The 23,518-nt window shown below is 39.3% G+C and carries 26 protein-coding genes; 9 read left to right on the forward strand and 17 right to left on the reverse strand.

Annotated features, from left to right (window positions below):
- Window positions 1-97 precede the first annotated feature (97 nt).
- From I8751_RS03165 to I8751_RS03185, 5 genes are all read right to left on the reverse strand, one after another.
- Window positions 98-1,117: a sulfate/molybdate ABC transporter ATP-binding protein gene (locus I8751_RS03165; protein ID WP_214437712.1), complete on the reverse strand. Its 1,020-nt coding sequence runs from the start codon at window positions 1,115-1,117 to the stop codon at window positions 98-100.
- Between the two features lie 180 nt (window positions 1,118-1,297).
- Window positions 1,298-1,588 carry an NIL domain-containing protein gene (locus I8751_RS03170; protein WP_318780287.1) on the reverse strand — a complete coding sequence of 97 codons (291 nt, stop codon included), beginning with the start codon at window positions 1,586-1,588 and terminating at the stop codon, window positions 1,298-1,300.
- Between the two features lie 25 nt (window positions 1,589-1,613).
- On the reverse strand, window positions 1,614-2,240 hold the full coding sequence (locus I8751_RS03175; RefSeq protein WP_214437714.1) for an NIL domain-containing protein: 627 nt from the start codon (window positions 2,238-2,240) through the stop codon (window positions 1,614-1,616).
- Window positions 2,241-2,268: 28 nt separating this feature from the next.
- Complete coding sequence (locus tag I8751_RS03180; protein ID WP_214437715.1) at window positions 2,269-2,535, reverse strand: NIL domain-containing protein; 267 nt, start codon at window positions 2,533-2,535, stop codon at window positions 2,269-2,271.
- A gap of 266 nt (window positions 2,536-2,801) precedes the next feature.
- On the reverse strand, window positions 2,802-3,911 hold the full coding sequence (locus I8751_RS03185; RefSeq protein ID WP_214437716.1) for a sulfate ABC transporter substrate-binding protein: 1,110 nt from the start codon (window positions 3,909-3,911) through the stop codon (window positions 2,802-2,804).
- 441 nt (window positions 3,912-4,352) lie between these two features.
- Here I8751_RS03185 and I8751_RS03190 point away from each other — a divergent pair, with 441 nt between their 5' ends.
- From I8751_RS03190 to vapC, 3 genes are read left to right on the forward strand one after another with little or no spacing between them, the layout of a single operon-like run.
- Window positions 4,353-5,600, forward strand: coding sequence for a tetratricopeptide repeat protein (locus I8751_RS03190; RefSeq protein WP_214437717.1), 1,248 nt, complete (start codon window positions 4,353-4,355; stop codon window positions 5,598-5,600).
- A 41-nt stretch (window positions 5,601-5,641) separates the two neighbouring features.
- Window positions 5,642-5,929 carry a hypothetical protein gene (locus I8751_RS03195; RefSeq protein WP_214437718.1) on the forward strand — a complete coding sequence of 96 codons (288 nt, stop codon included), beginning with the start codon at window positions 5,642-5,644 and terminating at the stop codon, window positions 5,927-5,929.
- Complete coding sequence (gene vapC, locus I8751_RS03200; protein ID WP_214437719.1) at window positions 5,926-6,333, forward strand: type II toxin-antitoxin system tRNA(fMet)-specific endonuclease VapC; 408 nt, start codon at window positions 5,926-5,928, stop codon at window positions 6,331-6,333. Before I8751_RS03195 ends, vapC begins: the two co-directional genes overlap by 4 nt.
- A gap of 20 nt (window positions 6,334-6,353) precedes the next feature.
- On the opposite strand, the gene I8751_RS03205 is transcribed toward vapC, so the two are convergent.
- Both I8751_RS03205 and I8751_RS03210 read right to left on the reverse strand, forming a co-directional pair.
- Window positions 6,354-7,160: a PhnD/SsuA/transferrin family substrate-binding protein gene (locus tag I8751_RS03205; protein WP_214437720.1), complete on the reverse strand. Its 807-nt coding sequence runs from the start codon at window positions 7,158-7,160 to the stop codon at window positions 6,354-6,356.
- A gap of 8 nt (window positions 7,161-7,168) precedes the next feature.
- Entirely contained in the window at window positions 7,169-7,477 is a 309-nt protein-coding gene (locus I8751_RS03210; protein WP_225893925.1) for a hypothetical protein, read from the reverse strand.
- A gap of 508 nt (window positions 7,478-7,985) precedes the next feature.
- On the opposite strand from I8751_RS03210, the gene I8751_RS03215 reads away from it, so the two are divergent.
- The 4 genes from I8751_RS03215 (at window position 7,986) to plsY (ending at window position 11,224) form a co-directional block, all read left to right on the forward strand.
- On the forward strand, window positions 7,986-8,399 hold the full coding sequence (locus I8751_RS03215; RefSeq protein WP_225893939.1) for a four-helix bundle copper-binding protein: 414 nt from the start codon (window positions 7,986-7,988) through the stop codon (window positions 8,397-8,399).
- Between the two features lie 197 nt (window positions 8,400-8,596).
- Window positions 8,597-9,010: a DUF3119 family protein gene (locus I8751_RS03220; protein WP_214437721.1), complete on the forward strand. Its 414-nt coding sequence runs from the start codon at window positions 8,597-8,599 to the stop codon at window positions 9,008-9,010.
- Between the two features lie 96 nt (window positions 9,011-9,106).
- Window positions 9,107-10,357 carry a DUF3086 domain-containing protein gene (locus tag I8751_RS03225; protein WP_214437722.1) on the forward strand — a complete coding sequence of 417 codons (1,251 nt, stop codon included), beginning with the start codon at window positions 9,107-9,109 and terminating at the stop codon, window positions 10,355-10,357.
- A 186-nt stretch (window positions 10,358-10,543) separates the two neighbouring features.
- The gene (gene plsY, locus I8751_RS03230) at window positions 10,544-11,224 is read left to right on the forward strand and encodes a glycerol-3-phosphate 1-O-acyltransferase PlsY (protein ID WP_214437723.1); all 681 of its coding nucleotides are present in this window, start codon (window positions 10,544-10,546) and stop codon (window positions 11,222-11,224) included.
- Between the two features lie 879 nt (window positions 11,225-12,103).
- Here plsY and I8751_RS03235 read toward each other — a convergent pair.
- The 9 genes from I8751_RS03235 to I8751_RS03275 form a co-directional block, all read right to left on the reverse strand.
- Entirely contained in the window at window positions 12,104-12,790 is a 687-nt protein-coding gene (locus tag I8751_RS03235) for a hypothetical protein (RefSeq protein ID WP_225893926.1), read from the reverse strand.
- Between the two features lie 196 nt (window positions 12,791-12,986).
- Window positions 12,987-14,027: a FecCD family ABC transporter permease gene (locus I8751_RS03240; protein WP_214437725.1), complete on the reverse strand. Its 1,041-nt coding sequence runs from the start codon at window positions 14,025-14,027 to the stop codon at window positions 12,987-12,989.
- Window positions 14,024-15,055, reverse strand: a complete 1,032-nt coding sequence (locus tag I8751_RS03245) for a FecCD family ABC transporter permease (RefSeq protein ID WP_214437726.1) — start codon at window positions 15,053-15,055, stop codon at window positions 14,024-14,026. The genes I8751_RS03240 and I8751_RS03245 overlap by 4 nt, the downstream gene beginning before the upstream one ends.
- Window positions 15,056-15,309: 254 nt before the next feature.
- Entirely contained in the window at window positions 15,310-15,888 is a 579-nt protein-coding gene (locus tag I8751_RS03250) for an HdeD family acid-resistance protein (protein WP_214437727.1), read from the reverse strand.
- 433 nt (window positions 15,889-16,321) lie between these two features.
- Window positions 16,322-16,843, reverse strand: coding sequence for a hypothetical protein (locus I8751_RS03255; protein WP_214437728.1), 522 nt, complete (start codon window positions 16,841-16,843; stop codon window positions 16,322-16,324).
- 103 nt (window positions 16,844-16,946) lie between these two features.
- A complete protein-coding gene (locus tag I8751_RS03260) occupies window positions 16,947-17,387 on the reverse strand; it encodes a hypothetical protein (protein ID WP_214437729.1) in 441 nt (146 codons plus the stop codon).
- A gap of 303 nt (window positions 17,388-17,690) precedes the next feature.
- Window positions 17,691-17,873, reverse strand: a complete 183-nt coding sequence (locus tag I8751_RS03265; protein WP_190657794.1) for a CsbD family protein — start codon at window positions 17,871-17,873, stop codon at window positions 17,691-17,693.
- Window positions 17,874-18,298: 425 nt separating this feature from the next.
- Complete coding sequence (locus tag I8751_RS03270) at window positions 18,299-18,754, reverse strand: hypothetical protein (RefSeq protein WP_214437730.1); 456 nt, start codon at window positions 18,752-18,754, stop codon at window positions 18,299-18,301.
- Window positions 18,755-18,963: 209 nt separating this feature from the next.
- On the reverse strand, window positions 18,964-19,812 hold the full coding sequence (locus tag I8751_RS03275) for a methyltransferase domain-containing protein (protein WP_214437731.1): 849 nt from the start codon (window positions 19,810-19,812) through the stop codon (window positions 18,964-18,966).
- Window positions 19,813-19,963: 151 nt separating this feature from the next.
- Between I8751_RS03275 and I8751_RS03280 the strand changes: the two genes are divergently transcribed.
- Together I8751_RS03280 and I8751_RS03285 are read left to right on the forward strand one after the other, a co-directional pair.
- Window positions 19,964-21,298: a TrkH family potassium uptake protein gene (locus I8751_RS03280; protein WP_214437732.1), complete on the forward strand. Its 1,335-nt coding sequence runs from the start codon at window positions 19,964-19,966 to the stop codon at window positions 21,296-21,298.
- 199 nt (window positions 21,299-21,497) lie between these two features.
- Window positions 21,498-22,193, forward strand: coding sequence for a potassium channel family protein (locus I8751_RS03285; RefSeq protein ID WP_214437733.1), 696 nt, complete (start codon window positions 21,498-21,500; stop codon window positions 22,191-22,193).
- Between the two features lie 101 nt (window positions 22,194-22,294).
- Here I8751_RS03285 and I8751_RS03290 read toward each other — a convergent pair whose 3' ends face one another.
- Entirely contained in the window at window positions 22,295-23,386 is a 1,092-nt protein-coding gene (locus tag I8751_RS03290; RefSeq protein WP_214437734.1) for a tetratricopeptide repeat protein, read from the reverse strand.
- Window positions 23,387-23,518 lie beyond the last annotated feature (132 nt).

Here is a 23,518-nt window from a genome sequence, read left to right on the forward strand (position 1 = left end):
TTTAGTAACTGAAATTTTTTAGATGGAGAATAAATTTAAATATTTAGAAAACCGGATTTTACATGAACCCGGTTTCTATAGCCAATATTCAGCACTCCTACTTTAAGCCGTTAGCAGTAGCAAACACTTTTGTTTGTTTCGGTTTGATGTAGACATGCTGCCCTTTTTCTAGCTGAAGCTGAAAAAACTGTTCTCGACTAAGATTAGCATTGAGCATTTCACCAGACCGCAATACTAACTCTGCACGAATTTCCCAACCAAGATGAATAACTCGATCAACGATCGCAGAAATTGTATTATCGTCGGCATTCGTTTTAATCAAAATATCATGTGGTCGCAGAAAAATTTTGTCATTAGGAGAAGTTGTACTTTTGTTAGAGAAGATGCCAACATTACTAGATAGAACGTTTACAGGGCCAATAAAACTCATGACAAACGGCGTGGCTGGGTTGTCATAAATTTCCGCCGGAGTCCCAACTTGTTCTACCCGTCCTTGATTCATCACCACAATTTCGTCAGCTACTTCCATTGCTTCTTCTTGATCGTGGGTGACAAATACAGTTGTGACATGAACTTCTGAATGCAGATTGCGTAACCAAACCCGCAAATCTTTACGGACTTTTGCATCTAACGCCCCGAAAGGCTCATCTAACAATAATATACGGGGTTGAACAGCAAGTGAACGCGCTAATGCTATCCGTTGTCGTTGACCACCAGAAAGTTGGGAAGGATAGCGATCGCCAAATTGCTGCATCTGCACCAATTTTAAAAGTTCCTCAACGCGTTGGCGAATCTGGTGTTTAGGATGCTTACGCAGATCCATCGCAAAAGCGATATTATCACGCACTGTCAGGTGTTTAAACAGCGCATAATGTTGAAAAACAAAGCCAATATTACGTTTTTGTACGTTGTAATGAGTAGCATTTTCACCAGCTAACCAAATTTGACCAGCATCTAGTGTTTCTAACCCAGCAATTATGCGTAGCAATGTGGATTTTCCTGAACCAGAAGGGCCTAGTAATGCCACTAAAGACCCCGTTTTAATTTCCAGACTGACATCATCCACAGCACGGAAGTTTCCGTAGTGCTTAGCAACATTTTCAACTACAATACCCATAATTATTTGTTCTTTAAATTTGCTAAATTTAAGCTTAACTACGATTCTACTATCGATTTTAAGTATTTAATAGAAATTGATTTTATTAATTTTTATAACATTTATTTTTTGATATCAAAAATCAGTATAGTTTTTGCTATATAAAAATATATTTATTCAAAGAAAATTAAAACTAAAAATTCAATAATACCAACTATCCCCATCTGTATTTGGTTTACCAATAATTTTGAGATTTAAAGATTCCAGATAATTTAAACAATGATTGATGTGAGACGTGTAGCCCCGCAGTTCAAGGTCGAAATATCCTTGCTCATGAAAATTTTGGCCTTGCTTGGCTCCTGTAATATTAACTGTTAATTTATAACGAGAAATCATTTGTGAAATAATTGGTTCATGCAAGTAACATTGAGGAATATACAAGCGCACGCGCAGTTGAGTAATGCTGTTATTTTCAAAAAGAAATGAAACCATAGCCATATAGCAACATTTACTTGAATTAAATGAGATGTCCATCTAGAGAAGATTCATCTACCCACATTGGTAAATTTAAAGTTTTTAAATAATTGAAACTAGAAAAAAGTTGCTGTGTTTTTCCCCAAAGATCCAAATCAAACCAACCATCATCCTCTTGATTGGCTAACAATGAAGCCCCAATAATATTAACTGTAACTCCATAACGAGATACTAAATCAGAAATGATTGGCGTTTGGTAGTAATCTTTCAAGATACAAATTTGCAAGCGTAGTCGATAAGATTGACTACTATAGCCTTGGTAGGGTTGAGTTTGCTCCTGTGTTGGTAAAGGTACAAATTCTTTACTTGGATGGGGAAACGGCTGAAAACTTAAATTATGCTGCACATTGCCAGGAATACTTAGTTGCATCAAATCTACTCCCAAATTCTGTAGATACAGCAGACCATTACAGATGTGTTCTGAATTGCCTTGGAGTTGTAAGTCAAACCAACCATAGTTTTCTGTTGCTGTGAGCATCGCAGCAGTAATATTGACCGTAACGCCATAGCGCGATACTAAGCGTGAGATTAAAGGTTGCCGTTGGTAATGTTGGGGTATGCGAATGCGGCTATCAATTGGGGTGAGTTGAGGAAGTTTTTGTTGCGGCATAAAAATAGTTAATAGAGATAACAATTAATCACCAATTACTGATGCTATTTTCGTCCCAAATTTCTAGTTCTATCTCTTGAAGGTGATTGATAGCAGTATCTATCTGTGCGGTTGTGCCTTGTAAATCGAGGTCAAACCAACCGTCACCAACAGCATTTGCACCCAAAATTGCAGCGGTAATATTGATAGTTAAACCGTAATCTGAGACTAAGCGAGAAATCACCGGTTCTTGATGAAAATTTTTGGGAATTCGCAAGCGAATTTGTTTGTTAATGGTCTGATTATCAGCAAGCATATCGAAATTACCTATTTTTCATAAGTCCAAGAAGTATAACAAGAGGTAGGAGATAAACCAATACAGTTTAGTTAAACAAAAAGTAGGTTGGGTTGACGTTAGGAAACCCAACATTTCCGAGGTATTTGTTGGGTTGCGCTTTGCTTAACCCAACCTACATTAATCTTCACACTCTTAAAATTTACTCATCTATATGCTTTTGCTACACATATATTTGAGATAAATCTGTGATACTAGTAGTGTTAAATTAATTCATGCCAAAGGTTTTATCGTCTTTTTTTTGCTTGAATTTGGTCAAAAATTGCCCCATCTTCAAAAAATTTCTTCTGGACAGCATCCCAGCCGCCGTAATCTACTACTGAACCTAAAGTTTTTACTTTGGGATATTTAGCAGCCAGTTCTTTAGTTTGCGATGCTGTTTCATCTATGGGACGGAATCCCACTTTGGCAAATTCTGTTTGGGCTTCGGGACTAAATAGATACTCCACAAAAGCTTGTGCTACTTCGCGAGTACCATGTTTATCAACATTTTTATCAACCACTGCCACCGGGTTATCAATCGAAATATTTACGTCTGGAATAATGTAGTTAACCTTTTCACCTTTTTGTTCTGCCAATAGTACTTCGTTTTCATAGTTAACCAAGGCATCACCTTGACCTTGTTTGAAGAAAGCATCCGTTGCTTCACGGGCATCTTTTGATAACAAAGGTACGTGTTTGGTGTAAATGTTAGTCACAAAATCTAGGGCTTTTTCTTCGCCACCCCCAGAATGAATTGCCGCATTCCAGAATGCTAAAAAGTTCCAACGAGCAATTCCAGAAGTTTTGGGATCAGCAGTAATTACCTGCACACCATCTTTAGCTAAATCAGTCCAAGTTTTAAGATTTTTGGGATTACCTTCACGGGTGATTAAGGCCGCCACAGATTTAGAGACTGTTCCATTGTTAGGGATTTCTTTCTCCCATCCTGGTTGAATTAATCCAGCTTGTTCAATTCGGTTAACATCTAAAGCCAAAGCCAAATGGACAATATCAGCTTCTAAGCCATCAACCACGGCACGGGTTTGAGAACCAGAACCACCATAACTTTGCTTAAAGGTGACGTTTTGGTTATGTTCTTGCTTCCACTTTTGGGCAAACTTAGGAATGATCGCGTCATGAGCTGCTTTGGTAACTGCAAAGGAGACTAAAGTCAGTTCCACATCTTGTTTGTTGGCTGCGACTGGACTAACTGCGGGGTTATTGGTAGATGCTGCATTCTCACCATTACCGGAACAGGCGGCGATCGCTACGCTCAAGCTGATTCCTACCAAAAACAGCGAAATAAAGCTTTTTAAAGACGTGCGTCTCCATTGATTCAAAATATCCGACCACATACTGATTTTAGGCTCCTTATTTTAAACTACAGTTTATCGATCAAGTATTTGTATTTAGCAATTTAATTATAGATACTACAGATAACTAGATGAAATAGCAAGAGAAATCACCATAATCCCGGTCAAGAATGTGCTAATTATATGATTTTTAAAAATATAAGCTGTATGGGGAGTAAGAATGGGGTAATAGCTCGGTACTAATCAAGACTCTGAATGTCAGGAATAGTAAGGTTTTGACCTACCTGCTCTACCTTTACAAAAAATAAAATACTATTATCCGATAGATTTATAGTACTTTATTGCTTGCACTTTTTTGGTGAATGTGACACACTCTATAAACGCAAGTACACTAATTCTATCTAATTACCGTAGTTTAGATTCCCAAAAACCACTTGGAGATGTTGCAAACATATCCATAAATCTTGCTGCAAGGAATTAATTATGCTTAAAGATGCACAAGGGCTAGTAATTACAACGGATTCAGCCAAAGCGATCGCAGCCATTGACCGTTTCATTGATCAGGCACTTTGCTATGGGAGAGATTCAGAAACAGCAATTTTACAAGCAATTGCAGCAGATCCCACTTGTGCATTAGCTCATGCTTATGCAGCTGCGTATTATCTCACCCAAGAAAACCGCAATTCTTGGCAGCGAGCTTTACCATATCTGCAAGCTGCACAACAGAATTTTGCCAAAATTACCACCAGAGAAAAGTTATATGTGCAGGCAATTTTAGCTTGGGCAAATCAAGAAATTGATGTAGCGATCGCTATTCATGAGGAAATTACCAATAAATTTTCCCGTGATTTAATATCTGTGCAGCAGGGACAGTATCACTATTTTTATACAGGCAATAAAGAAAAATTACTGCAAATTGCCCAAAAAGTTTTACCAGCCAATCTTCAAAATCATTATATATACGGCATGTTGGCATTTGGTTTAGAACAATGTCACCAACTTAAAGCAGCAGAAAAGATGGCTCGTCAAGCGATCGCTTTAAATATACATGATCCTTGGGCCCATCACGCGATCGCTCACATCATGGAAACTCAGGGAAGAGTCGATGAGGGAATAACTTGGATGGAAGCTTTTGCAGATACCTGGGAAAACTGCAATTCTATGCTGTACACCCACAACTGGTGGCACATTGCACTATATTATCTGGAGCAAGAAAACTACCAAAAAGTTCTCAAAATCTACGATACGCATATTTGGGAACGTGCCGATAAACAATCTCCTAAAGACCAAGTAGGAGCAATTTCATTATTATTGCGCCTAGAATTGCGCGGTGTAAATGTAGGAAACCGTTGGCAAGCCATCAGTCCTTATCTTTACAGCCGGATTGATGAACACGCATTGCCATTCCAAGACTTGCATTATGTCTATGCCTTAGCCAAAGCCGGACACCATGATTGGGTAAACCAAATGCTTGTGAGTATGGAGTATCACACTTTGAGTATAAATCCCTTTCTACGACACAGTTGGGTAGAGGTAGCAATTCCCGCAGCTAGAGGTATGGTAGCTCATGCCAATGGTGATTTTAACGCAGCTATGATGGAACTCAAATTTGTTTTACCGCGCTTGCATGAGATTGGAGGGAGTCATGCACAGCGAGTGTTATTTGAGCAAGTTTATCATGATGCAGTGTTGTGGACACAAAAGCAGAGTTGGGTTTATGCCGTGTCTTAAAAACTGGTGCAAAATAAAATTATCCTCCACTTACCCCCATCATGGCTATCCAAGAACTCGAACAACAACTCCTTCAGCTTTCGCCCAACGACAAACTGTATATTATCCAACTTCTTGCTCAAAGCTTGACCACACACAATAATAATACCCACCCAGAGCTTAGCCGAGGCTGGGCATTACTAAAAACCCTAATTGAGTCTTCTTTACAACCAGAAACCCAAACCGAAACCCCAGAATATCCCCAGACTCAATTTTATGGATGTATCCAAGACGAAACATTCTTTCGTCATCCCCAAGAACAACAACAAGAACGTGAACCTATTCTGTGAAATTCCTGCTAGATACTAACACTTGCATTATTTATATGCGTGGTAAAAACACCACCTTAAAGCAGAAACTAGAAACCACTGCAACCAAAGATATTGCCGTTTGCTCAATCGTCAAAGCTGAACTATTTTATGGCGCAATGAAAAGTGCTAACCCAGAACGTAATCTTACGTTACAGCAAGAATTTTTAGCTCAATTTATCTCACTAACCTTTGACGACCAAGCAGCAATAACATTTGGAACGATTCGCTCTCAACTAGAAGCATTAGGCACTCCAATTGGAGCGTATGATTTACAAATTGCTGCTATCGCACTGATAAATAACTTAATCCTAATCACCCATAACACAAGAGAATTTAAACGCGTTAATAACTTACTTACTGAAGATTGGGAGATAGATAATTGACAAACTAACTCCTTTATTTCTTACCTAGATAAACCAACACAAGAGCGATCGCTATAAATTTGGTTTAGTATCCGGTAATTCTCTAATTCCACTGCGGCAAAACGCCTGACTCCAAATTGTTTCATTACTGTTTGCAACTGGGCATCTGGTCGAAGTAGTGCCAACTGCATTTGCTGAATCAAATATATACCCAAGCGCCGTGATACTACCAATGGTGGCATAGGACAAGGCCCCAACACTTCCACTACACGCAAATGCTGTGATAGTTCTGGAAAGTTGCGTAATTCTTGTTCTAATACCACACTATCAATCGCTGCACAATCTGCTAACCCCTCGGCTACCCAACGAATTGAACGCTGATGGAAGCCTGATTGTATAACTTTACTAAAGAAATTTTGTGGATATTTTTCTTGATTTAATCTGTGACACAGTAAATTATAGCCACTGTTAGAACCAGGGTCGTTGTAGCAAAATATTTTCCCTGACAAATCGGCAAACTTTTGAATATTACTATTAGCATTGACAATTACGTCTGCATAGTAAATAGGGTAGTTGCCATATCGAGATGCTTGCATTACAGGCGCGGCTAGTGCCTGCAATTGGTCTGAAAATATTTGTCTGTAGCGAATTAGGGGTAATCCACAAATAAAAGCTAAGTCTATTTGGTCTTGAAATAACAGAGGATCTTTTAAGGGGTCGCATTCACCTTGGTGTAGTTGGGTTTCTATTTCTAAAACACGACCTAAATAAGCTGCGATCGCTTGATAAAATTCTAACCAATTGGGAGCTAGGTAAGATACAATCCGCAATTTTGTCAATATAGTCATTTTGGTTATCAAGTAGTACGATGCTGGAACAATTGGATTAACTGTCGTCTTGACCAATGAAAATATAAAAAACCTAGACTGGCAAAGGTCAGTAGCATAATTCTAAAAACCGTCGTGTACGCTTTAAGATGCCACCACAACAGCTTTAATAAAGCTGTGCCTGTTTGTGATGTCTTTTGCAATAAATGATGATTTACCCTTTTAGCGTTTTGGATACTAATGTGTTGGGCTAATGCCATTTCGATTTCTCCTTTCAACCTAACGCCTAAAAACAACTGTAATTTGATAAACTTACCGTAGATTCTATAACGCGTCATTCAGTTTTGTCAAAATATAGTGATAATTGCCTTAGCAATCCCTGCACAATGAAATATGACTTCATAAAGTCATGAAACTTTGACAATAGGGAATAATAGTAAAATGCACTCATAGCATTTTTTCAATCCATCAAATATTGAGCATAAAAATAGCTAAGAAGTATACGGGACAAAGCTTTTAAGCTTCCTAGCTTAGTCCATAAAACTGATGCTACCCCTCAATTGTTTTGTTATTTGGCAGATGGACAAATTAAGCGAACCAACAGCTAAATTCTTGATCCCAACGCCAAACCCATTTCAAATCAGTAATTTTTTATAATTAGAGTAGAGCCTTAAGTCTTACTCTATAAGGATTTTGGCTAATTTGGTCTTGATAAATTCACACGAAGTAGATGGGTTTACTGTCCTTAAAATTGCCAGACTTCTCAAACTTATTGATTTCCCAAAATTAAAGCTTTACCTTGCTATTTAGTCCACCATTCCAGTAATGACGAAAACAAGGAGACTGTTGATTATGATGACAACTGAATCTATACTCGCCGAAATGCAAGCTTGTAAACAAATCTGCATCGAATGCCAAACTACTTGCCTTGATACTCTCAGATACTGCAATAGTCAGGGTGGTAAATATATTGATATGACTATGATGTCGATGATGCGGGACTGTGCGGAAATGTGCATGATCTGCGTCAACATGATTAATGACGGTTCTGAGTTTATGGGAAACACGTGTAGTTTGTGCGCCCAAATTTGCGATCGCACTGCAATGGCTTGCGAACAGATAAGTGGTGATGCCACCATGATGTTCTGTGCTACTGTTTGCCGCAAGTGTGCTGAACATTGCAACTTAATGGGATTAAATTCTGCGTCCTATTTCCGTAGGTCATGTTTGGTAACAGAAGACGTACTGGTGTCTAGCTGATTTTTGTCTAGCATTGAGTTTTTTAGTTTATAGCAAGCTAATAATTATACTTAAATTCATATCTTGCCTTAGCGCCTTGAGTTTTTCGCCACCCAAAAATATTTTTGGGTGGCGAAAAACTTATTTAGTATCTGCAAATCCCTTGTTAATCTCATCCCAGTTAAAACTTCTCACCCCTAACTCTTAAAATAGGAGAGATGTCTACTAACAAAGCAGGATTGGAAACTGTGACTACATTTGTGCCTGACTCCAGATCAATAGTAAAACTCAAACCTAGTTACAATATCCCTATAGTGTTGGTGATTGCAGCGATTCCCCTACTGTTAGTGCAAGCTTGGTTAGGAGTAGCGATCGCTTTGTTTGGCTTGTTTCTTTTGTTTCAAACTGTAACACTATCCTTACATTTTACCGCCACCGACTTAGATATTTACAGAGGCGAAAAATTGCTCCGGCGCTTTCCCTACCAAGAATGGCAAAACTGGCGGATTTTCTGGAATGCAGTGCCCATACTGTTTTACTTTAAAGAAGTTAAAAGTATTCACTTTCTACCGATTTTATTTGACCCCAACACTCTAAAAACTTGCCTAGAAGAACGTTGCCCACGGATTTAGTTCCGATTTAGACTCAAAATTTAGGAATTTTAGCGCAAGTCGATTGTATATTTCTGAAAGTTATTTATTCGCATCATAGGAATTGCACTATATTTTATGAATCCAGAGGAATCTCGAACCCCAGAACCGATTGATGAGTGGTTAGAGCAAATACAAGAACAAAACCCTAATGATGAAAATCCAAATCTGGAAACAGCAGCACCAACTCCAGAAGCAGATGATGTAAATCAGGCTCTATCTATATTTAATCCCGAAATAGCAGATTCTGAAGTTGAACTAACACAAGAGTCAAATGCCGAGTTAGCAGAAAACACCACACTAGGGTCAGAAACAGAATCAAAATCACAAGATAATTCACTCTACACACAAGCAGAGCAAAGAATTGCCCAGTTACAAAACACTGAAGCAGCCTTAAAAGCAGAAATAGCTAATCTACAAACGTCCTACAAAACCATCCAGGCACAACTGAGTGAAACTCAAACTACGATGGGACGATTTGTGCAAGAGTCGCTGGTGCAACTAGAACAACGCAAACAAGCACTGCAAATTTCTGTAGAACAGCTAGAACGCCGTCAAGAACGCATCCGTAACGAGATGCGAACTACTTTTGCGGGAACATCTCAAGATTTGGCAATTCGGGTGCAGGGTTTTAAAGACTATCTCACGGGTAGTCTACAGGATTTGGCCACTGCTGCCGAGCAATTACAACTTGTACCTCCTGTAGTAGAACGACAAAAGCCAGAAGTCTCCGAAACTAGATTAGTTGAGGCTGAACCTCAACTAGGAACACCACAATTTGCTCAACAGCAGTTTCAAGAAACTACCAAGAAAATTCGCCGCTTGATTGATCAATATCGCAGCAAACCAGATTATTATGGCCCTCCTTGGCAATTGCGCCGTACCTTTGAACCAGTTCATGCTGAACGAGTTGCTAACTGGTTTTTTACCCAAGGGGGACGGGGTGCTTTGCGGACAATGGGTAGCCGCTTACAAAATATTTTGATTACTTCAGCAGTGATTTCGATATTACACAAGTTGTATGGCGATCGCGTCCGTACTCTTGTTCTAGCCAATACACCAGAACGGCTAGGTGAATGGCGGCGCGGCTTGCAAGACTGTCTAGGAATAGGTCGCCCAGATTTCGGGCCTGACCGAGGTGTAGTATTATTTGAAACACCTGAAGCTTTGTCTCAAAAAGCAGACCGCTTGGTAAAAGCAAATCAACTACCCTTGATTATCATTGACGATTCTGAGGAGCAAATTAGTCTGGCAATGCTGCAATTTCCCTTGTGGTTGGCATTTGCCCCTGACCCCAAAACAGTGAGAAATTATGATAATGACTTTTAATTAGTCAGTGGTCAGTGGTCAGTGGTCAGTGGTAAAGATGTTTTTAAGACCAACTACTCTTGGGTTGGAGTATTAACCAGATCAAAAACAACTGACCCGCGCAGCGTAAATAAACAACCGACAACTAACAACTGACAACTAACAACTGACAACTGACAACTAACAACTAAACCAAAGGAAATTTTTATGGCTATTTGGTTAACTTTGTGTGGAGCAATTTTAGTCTTAGCTTATCTGCTGGGTTCCTTTCCCACTGGCTATATTGCTGTAAAGCAGCTAAAAGGTATTGATATTCGGGAAGTTGGTTCAGGTTCAACCGGAGCAACCAACGTGCTAAGAACTTTGGGGAGAGGTCCAGGAGCATTCGTTTTAGTACTGGATTGCTTGAAGGGAGTATTAGCTATCACTCTGGTTTACTGGTTGTTTCAGTTTGCTTCCAGCCAAAATTTGATCCCTGCAACGGTAGATGTGAAATTATGGCTATCTTGGATGGTAATTTTAGTTGGATCAGCCGCTATTCTAGGACATAGTAAATCAATTTTTTTAGGCTTTAGTGGTGGTAAATCTGTAGCTACTAGTCTAGGAATTTTGTTAGCAATGAGTTGGCAAGTAGGTTTGGCCACAGCTGGTGTATTTGCCTTTGTCGTCGCTGTGTCGCGGATTGTTTCTTTGAGTTCAATTGTAGGTGCGATCGCTGTTCCTGTTTTTATGCTAATTTTTCATCAACCCTTGCCTTACATTTTGTTTGCGATCGTAGGTGGAATTTATGTCATTTTGCGCCATCGTAGCAATATTGAGCGACTACTTGCCGGAACGGAGCCAAAAATTGGACAAAAAGTCATAACGGAACCAGAACAAACTGCATAAATTGTGAAATGCCAACATCGACACCTGTAGTCCTCTACAGAGTTCAATTTAAAAATATGTTGGCAAATACACTACAAAAAAGTTTATTATTTGTTACGGAGGGAAACCAACGCCACTTGCTACAAGTCGGCGGCACTTCCTTTAAGTCGGCATAGCTGACGACACTTGCTACAACGGAGAGCCACTGCGGTCTTGGGGTTTCCCCAAGTAGAGCAAGTGGCGTGGAAACCCCCTTTCAGGTTCGGGGGTTCGCAATCGACGGGAACCGCCAAGACTGCAACCCCCTCACCACAACGCAGTGTCTTCCTAACGGAGTGCCTTGGAAACCCGCCCAAAGCAGTGGCTCCTCCTGACAACTTTTCGCTGTGCCTCTGCGGTAGCCTGCGGCAAGCCACTAGCGTGTCTACGTTATCCCGTAAATAGTGCGTAAGTCCTATATTCAATATATCAAGTATCTGCTTCACGATAAACTTATAAAGTCTTAATGATTTCTTTGTTTTAATTATCTACAAATAAATAATATAAAGATAGCTTTGATATTCCTTGCATTTAAATATTTGAGATCAGAGTACATTTTTGTTGTTTAGCTAACAAAAATGTAAGTAAAAAGATCGGAGTAAGCTTAGCCATACTTACGCTAGCTAGCAAAAGGTTAAAAATTCCTAAATTATTGGTTGCTACCGGAATATTATTACTTTCTCTAATAATTGAATTTATTTTAGTCGCTGAAAGCGGCAAAAATCTTAGTTTAAAAAGTATATTATTAGGAACATTCTTTACAGCAAGCGCAATGCTAATTTTGAAAGTGCGAACTAATCAATTAAAAGTGAGAGACTAGTTAATATTAACTTTACATAAAAGTTAGATTAATTGGTTATATCAAGAGAAGTTTCTATTTCTAATTTGTTTAGAAGTTGCTTCCATAAAATTGACAAAAACCTGTATTAATTTGTGAATTCCCTCACTACCTCCAGCAATTAAGCCACCTGTTAAAAATATATCAAAACACCGAAAAATAATTATTTGTGTTGGGTTACTAGAATCAATAATCACAAGTGGCTCGATTGAACGAATACCTATTGTACTAATTAAAATACCGGACAAAAGAGATGTCCATAATGCAATTATGCGTGTATCTGATTTATATGCTATTCTTTCGGTTTCTTTTTGATTTAGTTCATTTATTTTAGTACTTAAATCATCAAGATGTGGTTTCATTGTGTTAAGTAATTCTTCTTGGTTTTGTGCAAAATTTTGAATGATTTGCTGTTCTAGACTCATACCTTCAGGTGGCAAACCACTAACTTGATTAAATTCTAAAGCGGCTGATTGCCTTTGTTTTTGTTGTACTTCTATAAATCTTCTTTTTTCAGAAATTAAGATATTTTGTTGCTGGACTGCAACATCCAATTTTTCTGCCTTTGCTCCTCGCCAAGTAGTAATAAAAACTTCTAAAGAACGTTCTAATAATAGAGAAATAAAAAATGGTAATGCGAGTAATTGTATAATATCATTCAGTCCAAAAGTTTTAATAATAAATGGTTGGGGTGATAACCACGCTAACAAAGTTACTACAAGAAAACTGAGAAAAACCAAAAAAATGAATAGAGGAAATTCGGGAGAAAACTTTCGCAATGTGTTTATACTCCTGTTAAGCATCACAATATTTAACACAGCATTAATGTGTAAACTACACCTGCTGAGTAACTTAACAGGATTAATTTGATAGAACAGCAAATAATTTATTATCTAAGTCTTTTGTTTATCTTTTGCGGTTACGAATTAACAAATACAGAAAATAAGGAGCGCCGATAGTAGCAGTGACCACCCCACAAGGAAGTTCGATAGGTGCAAACAAAGTTCGTCCTAGCAAGTCTGCTATGACAACAAGCATTCCCCCCAACAGTGCAGAAGTAGGAATTAAGCCTTCATGATTTGTACCTACCAGTTGTCTTCCTAAATGGGGTGCTATTAAACCAACAAAACCAATCATTCCCGCAGTGGCGACTCCTGCACCAGCCAAGGCTGCACCCACTAACACAAGTAAACCACGTTGCCATTCCACACGAGTACCTAATCCTTTAGCAACATCGTCTCCCAAGTTTAAGATGTTCAAGTGTTTTGCTAATATCAACGCCATTGGTGTGAAAACAATCAACCAAGGTAAGAAGGAAAATACTTGTTCCCATGTACGTCCATAGACACTACCAGCCAACCACACCAAAGCATCACTAACGTTATAAATATCCCCAAAGGTAATCATTAAGCTAGTAAAAGCACTAGCGATCGCAGACAAGCCAACACCCATTAAAATAAACAAAATAGGCGAACTACCATTGCTCCAAGCCAGCGAGTAGATTAAAACTGCCATTAATAAAGCACCAATAAAGGCTGAAAGCGGCAAAGTGTAAACTGGTGCTGATGGAAATAGCACAATTACTGTAACTGCTGCCAAACTCGCCCCAGCATTAATGCCAATAATACCAGGGTCAGCTAATGGATTGCGTGTTAAACCTTGGAAGATAGTGCCAGAGATTGCCAGCGCCATTCCCACCATAAAAGCAACAAGAGTACGGGGTAGACGTAGGTTGTGAATCACGAAAGCATGGTCTGGGTTGCCTGTGTCTAAACCTAATATAGTTTTGACAATATCTAAAGGCGAGATGGGATATTCACCTCTACCCACATTCATCACCATTGCTACCACAGTCACAACTGCTAAACAAAGCAGCATTATTGGTACACGTCGGTCTATACGAAAAGATATCGCCTCAGAACGAATGACTAGCCAATCAACCTTCATTTTTTCACCTTTGACTTAGCCAGGTACACGAAAAAGGGAGCGCCAATCAAGGCTGTCATCACACCTACAGGTAATTCTTGAGGTTTGAGCAGCACACGGCTAGCAACATCTGCAACGAGAAGTAAAGTTGCACCTACAACAGCAGAATAAGGTAAAATCCAACGGTAATCGGCTTTAATAAAAAATCTCACAATATGAGGAACGACTAAGCCAATAAAGCCGATTGGCCCAGCAAGGGCGACTGAACTTCCCGCTAGTATAACTACGCTGACGGCAGTCATAATTTTGACCCAAGCTGTCTGTTGACCTAAGCTTTTGGCCACATCTTCACCCAGACTCATGGTAGTAATTTGTCTACCAAGGGCAAAAGCAATTACTAATCCAATGATGACGAAAGGCAGTGCTTGGAAGACTATATTGATATCTCGACCAGCCAATGAACCAGCTAACCAAAATCTAATTTCTTCTAAGGTTCTTTGACTAACTATGAGAATCGCGGTCATAAGAGAAGAAATCAGAGCCGTCAATGCCGCGCCTGCGACTGTCAAATTCAGTGGGGTAGCTCCTCCTCGTCCCAGAGAACCGAGGAAGTAGACTAACATCGCTGTGGCTCCTGCACCGAGAAAAGCCACAATAGTTAAAACACCCAAGGACGAACTACCAAAAATAAAAATTGTGGCAACTACAGCCAATGCTGCTCCCGACTCAATACCCAAAATACCTGGGTCTGCTAAGGGGTTGCGAGTCAAACCTTGCATTAATGCGCCGGAGACTGCCAAGGCTGATCCTACTAGAATAGCAATGAGCGATCGCGGCAATCTCACCGTCTGAATAACTAAATGTTCATAAGAACCATCAAAGGTGATAAAGGATGCCAGAATCTTGCCCAGAGGTATTTCTGCTGCGCCTAGCGTGACACTATATACCAAGCAAATCAACAGGATAACCAGTCCCCAAACTAGACCAATTAAGGGTGATAATTCGGGCTTTTTCCATCTTCTAGACGATATTGTGGATGCTTTTGTCATTGCTTCATTGCTATTTATGTAATCTCTCAACAGTTAGCTGTTTATTAGCCATTAGCTTGATAATATTTTTTGATAATTTTATGGAATATTTGGTTGTTAGATTTAAACCAAGTAAACAAATATACTAATTTCGGGCTGGCTATTTTTTAGATGTTGCATAGGGAATCAAAATATTACTTTATACTTATTGCAAATATTTTTCAACTTTGAGCTGCAAACTACAACATGTCCCCATCTGAACATGCTCGTAAATTTTAGAATAGCCTGCGTTCAGATCCCCAACTCCGAAGCCGCAAGGAAACAACTAACAGAAGGATACCGAAAATAATGGTGTAGGCAGCAATAATCCACAGAATTGCTAAGGCTCCAGCTAAAGGCCAGATCAGCAGTAGTATACCGAAGAGTAATGAGGCAGTACCAGCTAATACTAGCAACCACTCATTTTCAATTTCTTTTCGCACCTGTATAGCTACAATAATCTCGAAGATGCCAGTCACGATCGCCCAAGCTGCAATGAGGTATAACAACATCAAGGTAGCAATACCCGGCCAAATAAAAGCCAAAACTCCCACTCCAATACCGATTGCTCCTTCGACCAACATCAACCATCCGTGGGTATTGGTCAGATGAACTCTAAATGCTGCGATCGCTAATAAGATACCACTGACCAATACAAAGGCAGCAAAGATAAATACCAATGCTGTCAGAGTAATCTTTGGCCACAATAAGGTAACTAAACCAAAGATAATGGCCAACACTCCCCGCAATGTCACTGTCCACCAATTTCGAGCTAAGCGAGTTCCCATTCTAATGGGGTCAAAGTTTTGTCTCATATTGTGAGTGCGTGACCTTTTTTGAATGAAAAATTAAAAAGAATAATAGTTTTTAATTAATTTTGGATATTGCAATTTTTAATTCTTAATTCTTAATTTTCCGTACCCCTCCGGGGAAGCAAGCTACGGGTAGCGTCTTTGCAGGAGAAGGGGTTGACGTTTATTGCCGTACAATTTCGCACAAAAGATTAGCCAATCGCCTAGGACGGAAAACTTTGTTAGCCTGTAAGCCAAACAAGGTTAATAGGGTTTTGCACCTGTCCAATAAATTTGTTACTTACTAAACTCAGCTTAAAAACCTAACAGGCCTCTTCCATCTAGCTAATGGCGCAGGTGCTAAATATTTTCGTATCTCTATAGGCGTACTACCATAAATAAAGGAGGTGGGCATTACCCACCTCCTTTACATTGATTAATACTCAGGACTCAAAACTTACTTGCGACTACCCAGCCATTTAGCTGCGGCAATTCCGAGAATGCCCGCTACAACGGGATTACTAAGGAATTTAATAATTCCTGGTTGCTCCGCTAGCACTTCGCGGAAAATATCGGGATGGTTATGGTAGGCAAAGGATGCAAGTTTGCTGACATCGTCAGCATTCATACGGCTAGCATGGTGGGTAGAAAGACCCAACTGTTGCTCTAAATGGCGGTCATCCAAACCCCTAGATTTGAAGTGCTTGAAAAAGGCACGTGCTACATCATCCCGTTCATTGGGTTTAATTTGAGCGATCGCTTTCTGTAATTCCGGCTCCATTTGGCTGCTAGGAATTCGGTCGGGATGTATAGATCGACCAAATAACTGACGACGCTGATCAGTCGTTGTCCGCTGAGCAAAATCGTCGAAGTTCTCATATTCAGTAGTTGAATCTGTCGTTCCATCATCTAGGGATTCGACATTTCCTCCAGCCAAATCTTTCATGATTTGACGTTTGTACTCTTCGCTGCTTGTCACTTTACTTATCTCCTTACTCACGTCAGATTTTCAATAACCTGACAGTCGTTACTATGCTCTAACTCCGGGCTGACTATCATCAGACTTGCTCCAAGTTCAGGAACTAAGTGTACTGAACTTGATTAGTCTGAACGTCATACTTAGTAGTCAGAATCAATTTTTTATCGGGGCCATAAATCAAAACAGTTAAATTTTGATTAGGAAAGTTTTTCTTAAAACCCTGTACTAAAGATTTTGCTAAAGGCCGCACCTCATTAGGGCGAACTTGGGGTGAAATAACAACGCCTAGCTTGTTGTTATCCCGTACATAAGCATCCTGAACTAATCCCTTAGATGTTTGTACAACCCAGTTGCCAAAACTTTGGCCTGTGAGGGTATTACCTCGCTCTAATTCCGAATAAGTTACATCTCGGCCAATTACAGGTGGGGTAGTTGTACGGTCAGCTTGCGTTAGGGTATTGCCGCCGCAAGCAGTAGTGATCATTAGCACTAAAATCAAGACGAAAGTCGCCAAGATTTTGCGACTCTGCTGAAGCAGAATCATTTTCTTACCTCCTATTTTAGAAATTATTAAAACTAGACAAGTTAATTTGTCTCGTCTAATTAATTGGATTTATGTTTATATTTTACTAAGGTAATTATCTCTACAAAAATGTTGTTTAGAGAGATAGAGACATGATTCCTCATGCCTCTATATTAACCCTAGCAATCAAGCCCTCATTCCTCTATCTTTGCCTACTTGCTAAGAAAACTATGAAATGAGTCTAACCTCAATTCCGAATTACCTAGTATTTTGCAAAATGGATATCACTCACTTTTATCCATCTGCCTTTAGCAAATAGCAATTCTAGTCAAGCTTTTTCTTGACGTTATCTTTTACGTCTTCAATTCCGTGACGTACTTCACTTTCAGCTTGTTTTGCTTTACCTTCAGCTTTATCTTCTGGATCTCCAGTTACATTTCCTAATGCTTCTTGAGCTTTACCTTCAACATTTTTAGCGGTAGCTTTTGCTCTATCTTCTATACTCATATTAAGCTCCTAAATTTTATTTAGAACTGAGTTCCAAAGCTATAATTTAACTTTGAAATCCTGTGTTATCACTTTTACAAGATAGCTTAAAGTTTTTCTTCAAGTCTTCCGTCACAGGATATATTAATGGTCTATATAAAAGGAGAGAGAATATCAGCAAGCAATATGACTACCTCAACACATTCTGTATATTGTTCCTTGTACTCTGTTACTTGACCACTTAGTTATTTGGTAAGACAAAGTATTTTATAGCAGAAGGTAGATATGTAGAAAGTAAAAACATTACTCATCCTAAAATTCACGCTCTCAAAATCTCCTAAGCTATATCCTCTTTGCTAGAAGTAAAAATGTATTGACTATTAAACTAAAAAACCCAGTTTTTTCAAAAAACTGGGTTGATATATTTATGGTAATTAATTTGTGTTCTAATCTAGAAAACCCATTAAACTTTCAGAATCGTCAATAATATTTGATGCCATTGGGCGGTTCCCGAATACTGAATAGCTTTCAGAAATTACTAGTGAACTTGAGCCAATAGGACGAATCCCAGAAATATTCATTTCTTCAACGACTTGAATCGCGTTAGCACCGATTGGACGAATTCCCATAGCATTAAAAGTTTCCACTACTTCTAGAGTACTGGTGCTAATAGGACGTAATCCAGCAATTGAGACTGTTTCAGCAACTTCTAAATCACTGCTAGCAATTGGACGTACTCCAGCAATGGCTAGCGTCCCACTATTTTCTTCAGTACCTGGCTCTTTTTGATCTTGATTCAAGCTATTACCCTGGTTCTTTTCAACTTCCACTGCTGTTTCTCCTTTGAGCTTGGCACGTCTTTGGCGAGGACTAATTGCTTGGCCAGTGCTGCTAATGCTCATAATAAAACACCTCTGGTTTATTAACTGAATTTTACAATAATTAAGGAAAAATGAAATTTTTTCCTATACTTATGTAAAGTCTAACCTTAAAAGATGTTTAAAAAAAGTTGGGCAAATTAAGTGAGACTGTTCATGAAAAAATGAGGAGTCTTAACCCTCTAGAACAAAGCATTAATCAGTGTTCAGGGTTTATAACCGTCTATTTCGCATTAAGTTGACTTATTGCCACATAACAACCCAAACCTAACTAATCCGCGCTCATAACCCCGGCGCATCAATCCCAGTGATAATGCCCCTTGAATGGTAGCCCAACCCGCATTTAGTAAGCCCCAAAGCGCTTGGGGAGTAAACGCCGAATCAATGACCACATTCCAAAAGGGGGCGACAGCGGTTGACCAATCTGCTGTGTGGAGATTATTTAATGGTAATTGACGAGCGATCGCTTCATACTCTGGTAACGAAATCACATAAGGCAAACAATACACCCGATAAATATCTTCTAAGTGTTTTTGTTCATCTGCCGTTAATGGTGAATTACCAGTGGGTCGATGACACCATGTCACCATAATCAAAGTTCCACCAGGTTTTAACACCCGATAGCATTCTTGCAAAAATTTGGTCTTATCTGGCATGTGTTCACCACTTTCTAAAGACCAAACCAAGTCAAAAGAATTATCCGCAAAGGGCATTGATTGAGCGTCTGCTACCTGAAACTGAGTTCTGGCACTCAAACCAAACTCTTGGGCACGTTCTGTGGCTCTAGCAGCTTGTACTGGACTCAAAGTAATCCCCGTAGCCCTAGCATTAAATTTGTTTGCTAGGTAAAGAGAACTGCCTCCAATGCCACAACCTACATCTAAAATATTCTCTGCTGTTTGTACCCCTGCCCAATTGAGCAATTCTTCAATTAAATCAATTTGAGCCTGACGGCGGTCTTTTTTTTGGCTACCATCTGTCCCGTAGTAGCCGTGATGCATGTGTTCGCCCCAAACCTCCTCCCATAGCCCAGAGGAAGCATCGTAAAATTGCTGTATTTGCTGGTAAAGTGTTGCACTCATGAAAAAAGCAGTGTTTAAGACAAAGCAGAATTTAAATAAACATACTCGTAGGCTACCATGTGTGTTTTTAATTAAATAAGGATGTTTTTATTTCCAGGGAGGAGCAGCCCCATTGCTACTGCCTGGAAAGATTTATAAGTTTTACTTTGATATGACTGTTTCTCGCACAATTTGTCTAGGATTTCTAACTGTAATCGCGGTAGGAACTATCCTCCTAATGATGCCTTTCTCAACTAGTGATGGTAGTTGGAACGACCCAATTGTGGCGCTGTTCACCTCAACTTCCGCAGTTTGTGTTACGGGTTTATCTGTGGTTGATCCTGGTACTTATTTTTCTTTTTGGGGTCAGTTATTTATTTTGCTGTTGGCTCAAATTGGCGGATTGGGCTACATGACAACCACTACCTTTCTAATTACCCTCATCGGACGTAAGTTTAACCTGCGACAAAAAATAGCGATTCAACAAGCCTTAGACCGACCCGGAATGAGTGACAGCACCCAAGTTCTTCGTTCAATTATTGCCACAACTCTTATTTTTGAAATCACAGGTACATTTTTACTTCTGCCCGCATTTGTTCCTGAGTATGGATGGGATCAAGGACTTTGGTTAGCGATTTTTCATAGTATTAATGCTTGGAATAATGCAGGTTTTAGTTTATTTAAAGATAACTTAATTGGTTATCAGTCCTCTTATTTAGTAGTGTTCACTATTACTGGATTAATTATTTTGGGGGGAATTGGTTATCAAGTAATTTTAGAAGCATATCTTTGGTTGCGCGATCGCTTGCTCAAGAGAACCACAAATTTAGTCTTTTCTCTAGATTTTAAAGTCGCTACTAGCACAACTTTAATACTTTTATTTATAGGAGTAATTGCCTTTTTTGCGATAGAAACAAGAAATCCTGAAACGTTTGGTTCACTTAATCTTCGGGGACAGTTATTATTAGCGTGGTTTCAATCAGTAACTCCTAGAACTGCTGGATTTAACACTATTGATATTGGCAAAATGACTACTGCTGGTCTATTTATCACAATTGCCATGATGTTTATTGGTGCAAGTCCAGGTGGTACTGGAGGCGGCATGAAAACTACAACACTGAGAGTTCTTACTAGTTGCACTAAAACAATTCTCCAAGGCAAAGAAGAAGTTTTATTATATGAACGAAAAATAGCAGTATCTCTAATTTTGAAAGCTGTTGGTGTTGTTGTAGGTTCCGTAGGTATGGTAATTTTTTCTACAATTTTAATTGCTCTCACAGATCCAAAATTAGATTTTATTCAAATTTTGTTTGAAGTGGTCTCAGCCTTTGCCACGGTAGGTCTTTCTACAGGCATAACAGGAAGTGTCTCCATAGCAGCAAAACTGATTTTAATTGTCACAATGTATGTAGGACGAGTAGGTGTTTTACTACTGATGGCAGCTGTACTAGGAGATCCACGCCCCACGAGGATTCACTACCCTGAAGAAAATTTACTTGTAGGATAGTCATTAGGTAATAGGCAATAAAATAACAAAGATAATAAATAATGATTAATGACAATGAGCAATACTCAATAACCAATTATTAATGATTATTACCTAAACTGATAAAATATAAATGAGTAGGCAAAAAATAAAATTTTTAATAATCCGGTCTAATTGTTTTTTGCCCTAAATACAGGGAGTAATAATAAGGATAATAACTGTGAACCTGTCATCGTTAGGTTTTTTTCGCAGTTTGCGTAAAGATAACCACCAATTTGCTGTAATTGGATTAGGTCGTTTTGGAAGATCCGTCTGTTCAACACTGCACCAATTGGGTTATCAAGTGCTAGCAACAGATATTGAAGAAAAGCGCGTATCTGAAGCTTTGAATGATGAGATAGTTGGTCATGCTTTACAACTAGACTCCACTGAACCAGGTGCGCTCAAAGAAGCTGGAGTTTTTGAATTTGATACGGTAATTATAGCGATTGGTAACTATATTCAGGAGAGTATCATCACTACTTTGAATGTTAAAGAAGGTGGTGTACCCCATGTAGTAGCTAAAGCTTCTAGTGAAGTTCACCGAAAGTTATTAAAACGAGTGGGAGCAGACCATGTGGTTTTTCCTGAATACGAAGCAGGTTGTGCTTTAGCCCGAACACTCACCAAACCATCCATCTTAGACAGATTTGACCTCGACCCAGATCACAGTATTGTAGAGTTAATTGTACCCGATGAATTTCATGGTAAAACTGTTGCCGAACTTCAAATTCGTAGCCGCTATGGTTTGAATTTGCTAGCGGTGAGTCAGGATGGCAAATTTAAAATTAATCCTGAACCAACTAAGCGGTTAGAACGTGGTTCTGCAATGGTAGTTATTGGCTGCAATAGAGATATTAATCGGTTGCCAATTTAAAATAGTTAGGAGTTATGGCAGAAGGCAGAAGGTAGGAAGCAGGAGGTTTAAGAATAATTCCTACTTCTGCCAAAAGACTAAATTTGTTTATGGATATTTCCCTATTCTCTATTCCCTGTATTCATTGAAGTGGGCTGAGAATCACTAGAAACTGGTACATTGGCAGGCTTAACAGGTATTTCTGGTTGATTTGCAGTTTGAGCTTGGGGTTGCTGCTGTTGTGTTTTTTGGGCAATTTGCTGCATTAGTTGTTCAATTTTCTCAGTTTGCTCGGTGTTACCTTGCTCACGGTACTCGTTGCGGGCACGTTTCAACACGCCGTTGGCTTTCTTGAAATCGCCTTGATTGTATAAAGTTACTGCCAAGTTGTAATAAGCTGAGGCGTTCTTAGGGTTTTGCCGAATAGCTTGCTGATAAACGGAAATAGCCCCAGTCGTTTGACCTTGAATTACTAGTAAACTTCCCAGATTGTTATAGGCTATGGCATTTTTAGGATCTAGCTGTAAAGTTTGCCGATAAGCAGCGATCGCAGATTCTAGTTGACCTTGTTCTTGTAGGGCGATCGCTAAGTTAAAATAAGCATTGCTATTGCTGCTATCTAAATTAATTGCTTGCTGGTATGCGGCGATCGCTTCTTGAGGCTGTGCCAGTTCATAAAGCGCTAAACCCAAATTATACTGTGCTGCGACTCTTGTAGGATCTATCACTAAAGCTTGGCGATAAGCAGTAATTGCAGCTTCTTTTTGTCCTTGTCGGTGCAATGCTAAACCCAAATTGTAATAAGCTTCACCGAGATTAGGATTAATTCTAATTGCCTCTCCATATTCCTGCACGGCTACATCCAGGCGATTTTGCATCAGCATAATATTGCCCAAGTAGTTCCGTGCCATTGCTAAGGTAGAATCTCGCTGTAACGCTTGACGAAAAGCATATTCTGCACCCTGTAAATCGTCGCGGTTATAACGGGTAACTCCTTGTTGATAAAGGCTAGCAGTTTCCAAATCCTGAGAGATAGGAGTTTGTGCCAGTAGCTTGCTTCCTGGGAAATTTGTAATTGTTGGTGCAGCCAACACTAAAAATGCAGAAGCTGCACAGAGAATTCCCAGATGTGGCTTCTGCCCATTGAATACTTGTGGGAATGCCACTGTGGGAAAGCAGCGAAACCACTGGCGAAGTTGATGCTGTTTATACATAAATGGCAACTCTGTACTTGTAGTTAGATCCTTATAAGTCAGAGTACCCACAACAAAATTAAAAATTAAAAATTAAAAATTAAAAATTTCTAATAAATAGGTAAACATAATCAATTACACAAAATCGTTGTG

Origin of the sequence: Atlanticothrix silvestris CENA357, from assembly GCF_016056295.1 — a bacterium.
GTDB classification, from domain to species: Bacteria; Cyanobacteriota; Cyanobacteriia; order Cyanobacteriales; family Nostocaceae; genus Atlanticothrix; species Atlanticothrix silvestris.

Excerpts from the sequence above, each read along its gene's own strand:
- I8751_RS03165 (WP_214437712.1), bottom strand. The coding sequence starts at position 1,117 with ATGGGTATTGTAGTTGAAAATGTTGCTAAGCACTACGGAAACTTCCGT.
- I8751_RS03170 (WP_318780287.1), bottom strand. The coding sequence starts at position 1,588 with ATGGTTTCATTTCTTTTTGAAAATAACAGCATTACTCAACTGCGCGTG.
- I8751_RS03175 (WP_214437714.1), bottom strand. The coding sequence starts at position 2,240 with ATGCCGCAACAAAAACTTCCTCAACTCACCCCAATTGATAGCCGCATT.
- I8751_RS03180 (WP_214437715.1), bottom strand. The coding sequence starts at position 2,535 with ATGCTTGCTGATAATCAGACCATTAACAAACAAATTCGCTTGCGAATT.
- I8751_RS03185 (WP_214437716.1), bottom strand. The coding sequence starts at position 3,911 with ATGTGGTCGGATATTTTGAATCAATGGAGACGCACGTCTTTAAAAAGC.
- I8751_RS03190 (WP_214437717.1), top strand. The coding sequence starts at position 4,353 with ATGCTTAAAGATGCACAAGGGCTAGTAATTACAACGGATTCAGCCAAA.
- I8751_RS03195 (WP_214437718.1), top strand. The coding sequence starts at position 5,642 with ATGGCTATCCAAGAACTCGAACAACAACTCCTTCAGCTTTCGCCCAAC.
- I8751_RS03205 (WP_214437720.1), bottom strand. The coding sequence starts at position 7,160 with ATGACTATATTGACAAAATTGCGGATTGTATCTTACCTAGCTCCCAAT.
- I8751_RS03210 (WP_225893925.1), bottom strand. The coding sequence starts at position 7,477 with ATGACGCGTTATAGAATCTACGGTAAGTTTATCAAATTACAGTTGTTT.
- I8751_RS03220 (WP_214437721.1), top strand. The coding sequence starts at position 8,597 with ATGTCTACTAACAAAGCAGGATTGGAAACTGTGACTACATTTGTGCCT.
- I8751_RS03225 (WP_214437722.1), top strand. The coding sequence starts at position 9,107 with ATGAATCCAGAGGAATCTCGAACCCCAGAACCGATTGATGAGTGGTTA.
- plsY (WP_214437723.1), top strand. The coding sequence starts at position 10,544 with ATGGCTATTTGGTTAACTTTGTGTGGAGCAATTTTAGTCTTAGCTTAT.
- I8751_RS03240 (WP_214437725.1), bottom strand. The coding sequence starts at position 14,027 with ATGAAGGTTGATTGGCTAGTCATTCGTTCTGAGGCGATATCTTTTCGT.
- I8751_RS03245 (WP_214437726.1), bottom strand. The coding sequence starts at position 15,055 with ATGACAAAAGCATCCACAATATCGTCTAGAAGATGGAAAAAGCCCGAA.
- I8751_RS03250 (WP_214437727.1), bottom strand. The coding sequence starts at position 15,888 with ATGAGACAAAACTTTGACCCCATTAGAATGGGAACTCGCTTAGCTCGA.
- I8751_RS03260 (WP_214437729.1), bottom strand. The coding sequence starts at position 17,387 with ATGATTCTGCTTCAGCAGAGTCGCAAAATCTTGGCGACTTTCGTCTTG.
- I8751_RS03265 (WP_190657794.1), bottom strand. The coding sequence starts at position 17,873 with ATGAGTATAGAAGATAGAGCAAAAGCTACCGCTAAAAATGTTGAAGGT.
- I8751_RS03270 (WP_214437730.1), bottom strand. The coding sequence starts at position 18,754 with ATGAGCATTAGCAGCACTGGCCAAGCAATTAGTCCTCGCCAAAGACGT.
- I8751_RS03275 (WP_214437731.1), bottom strand. The coding sequence starts at position 19,812 with ATGAGTGCAACACTTTACCAGCAAATACAGCAATTTTACGATGCTTCC.
- I8751_RS03280 (WP_214437732.1), top strand. The coding sequence starts at position 19,964 with ATGACTGTTTCTCGCACAATTTGTCTAGGATTTCTAACTGTAATCGCG.
- I8751_RS03290 (WP_214437734.1), bottom strand. The coding sequence starts at position 23,386 with ATGTATAAACAGCATCAACTTCGCCAGTGGTTTCGCTGCTTTCCCACA.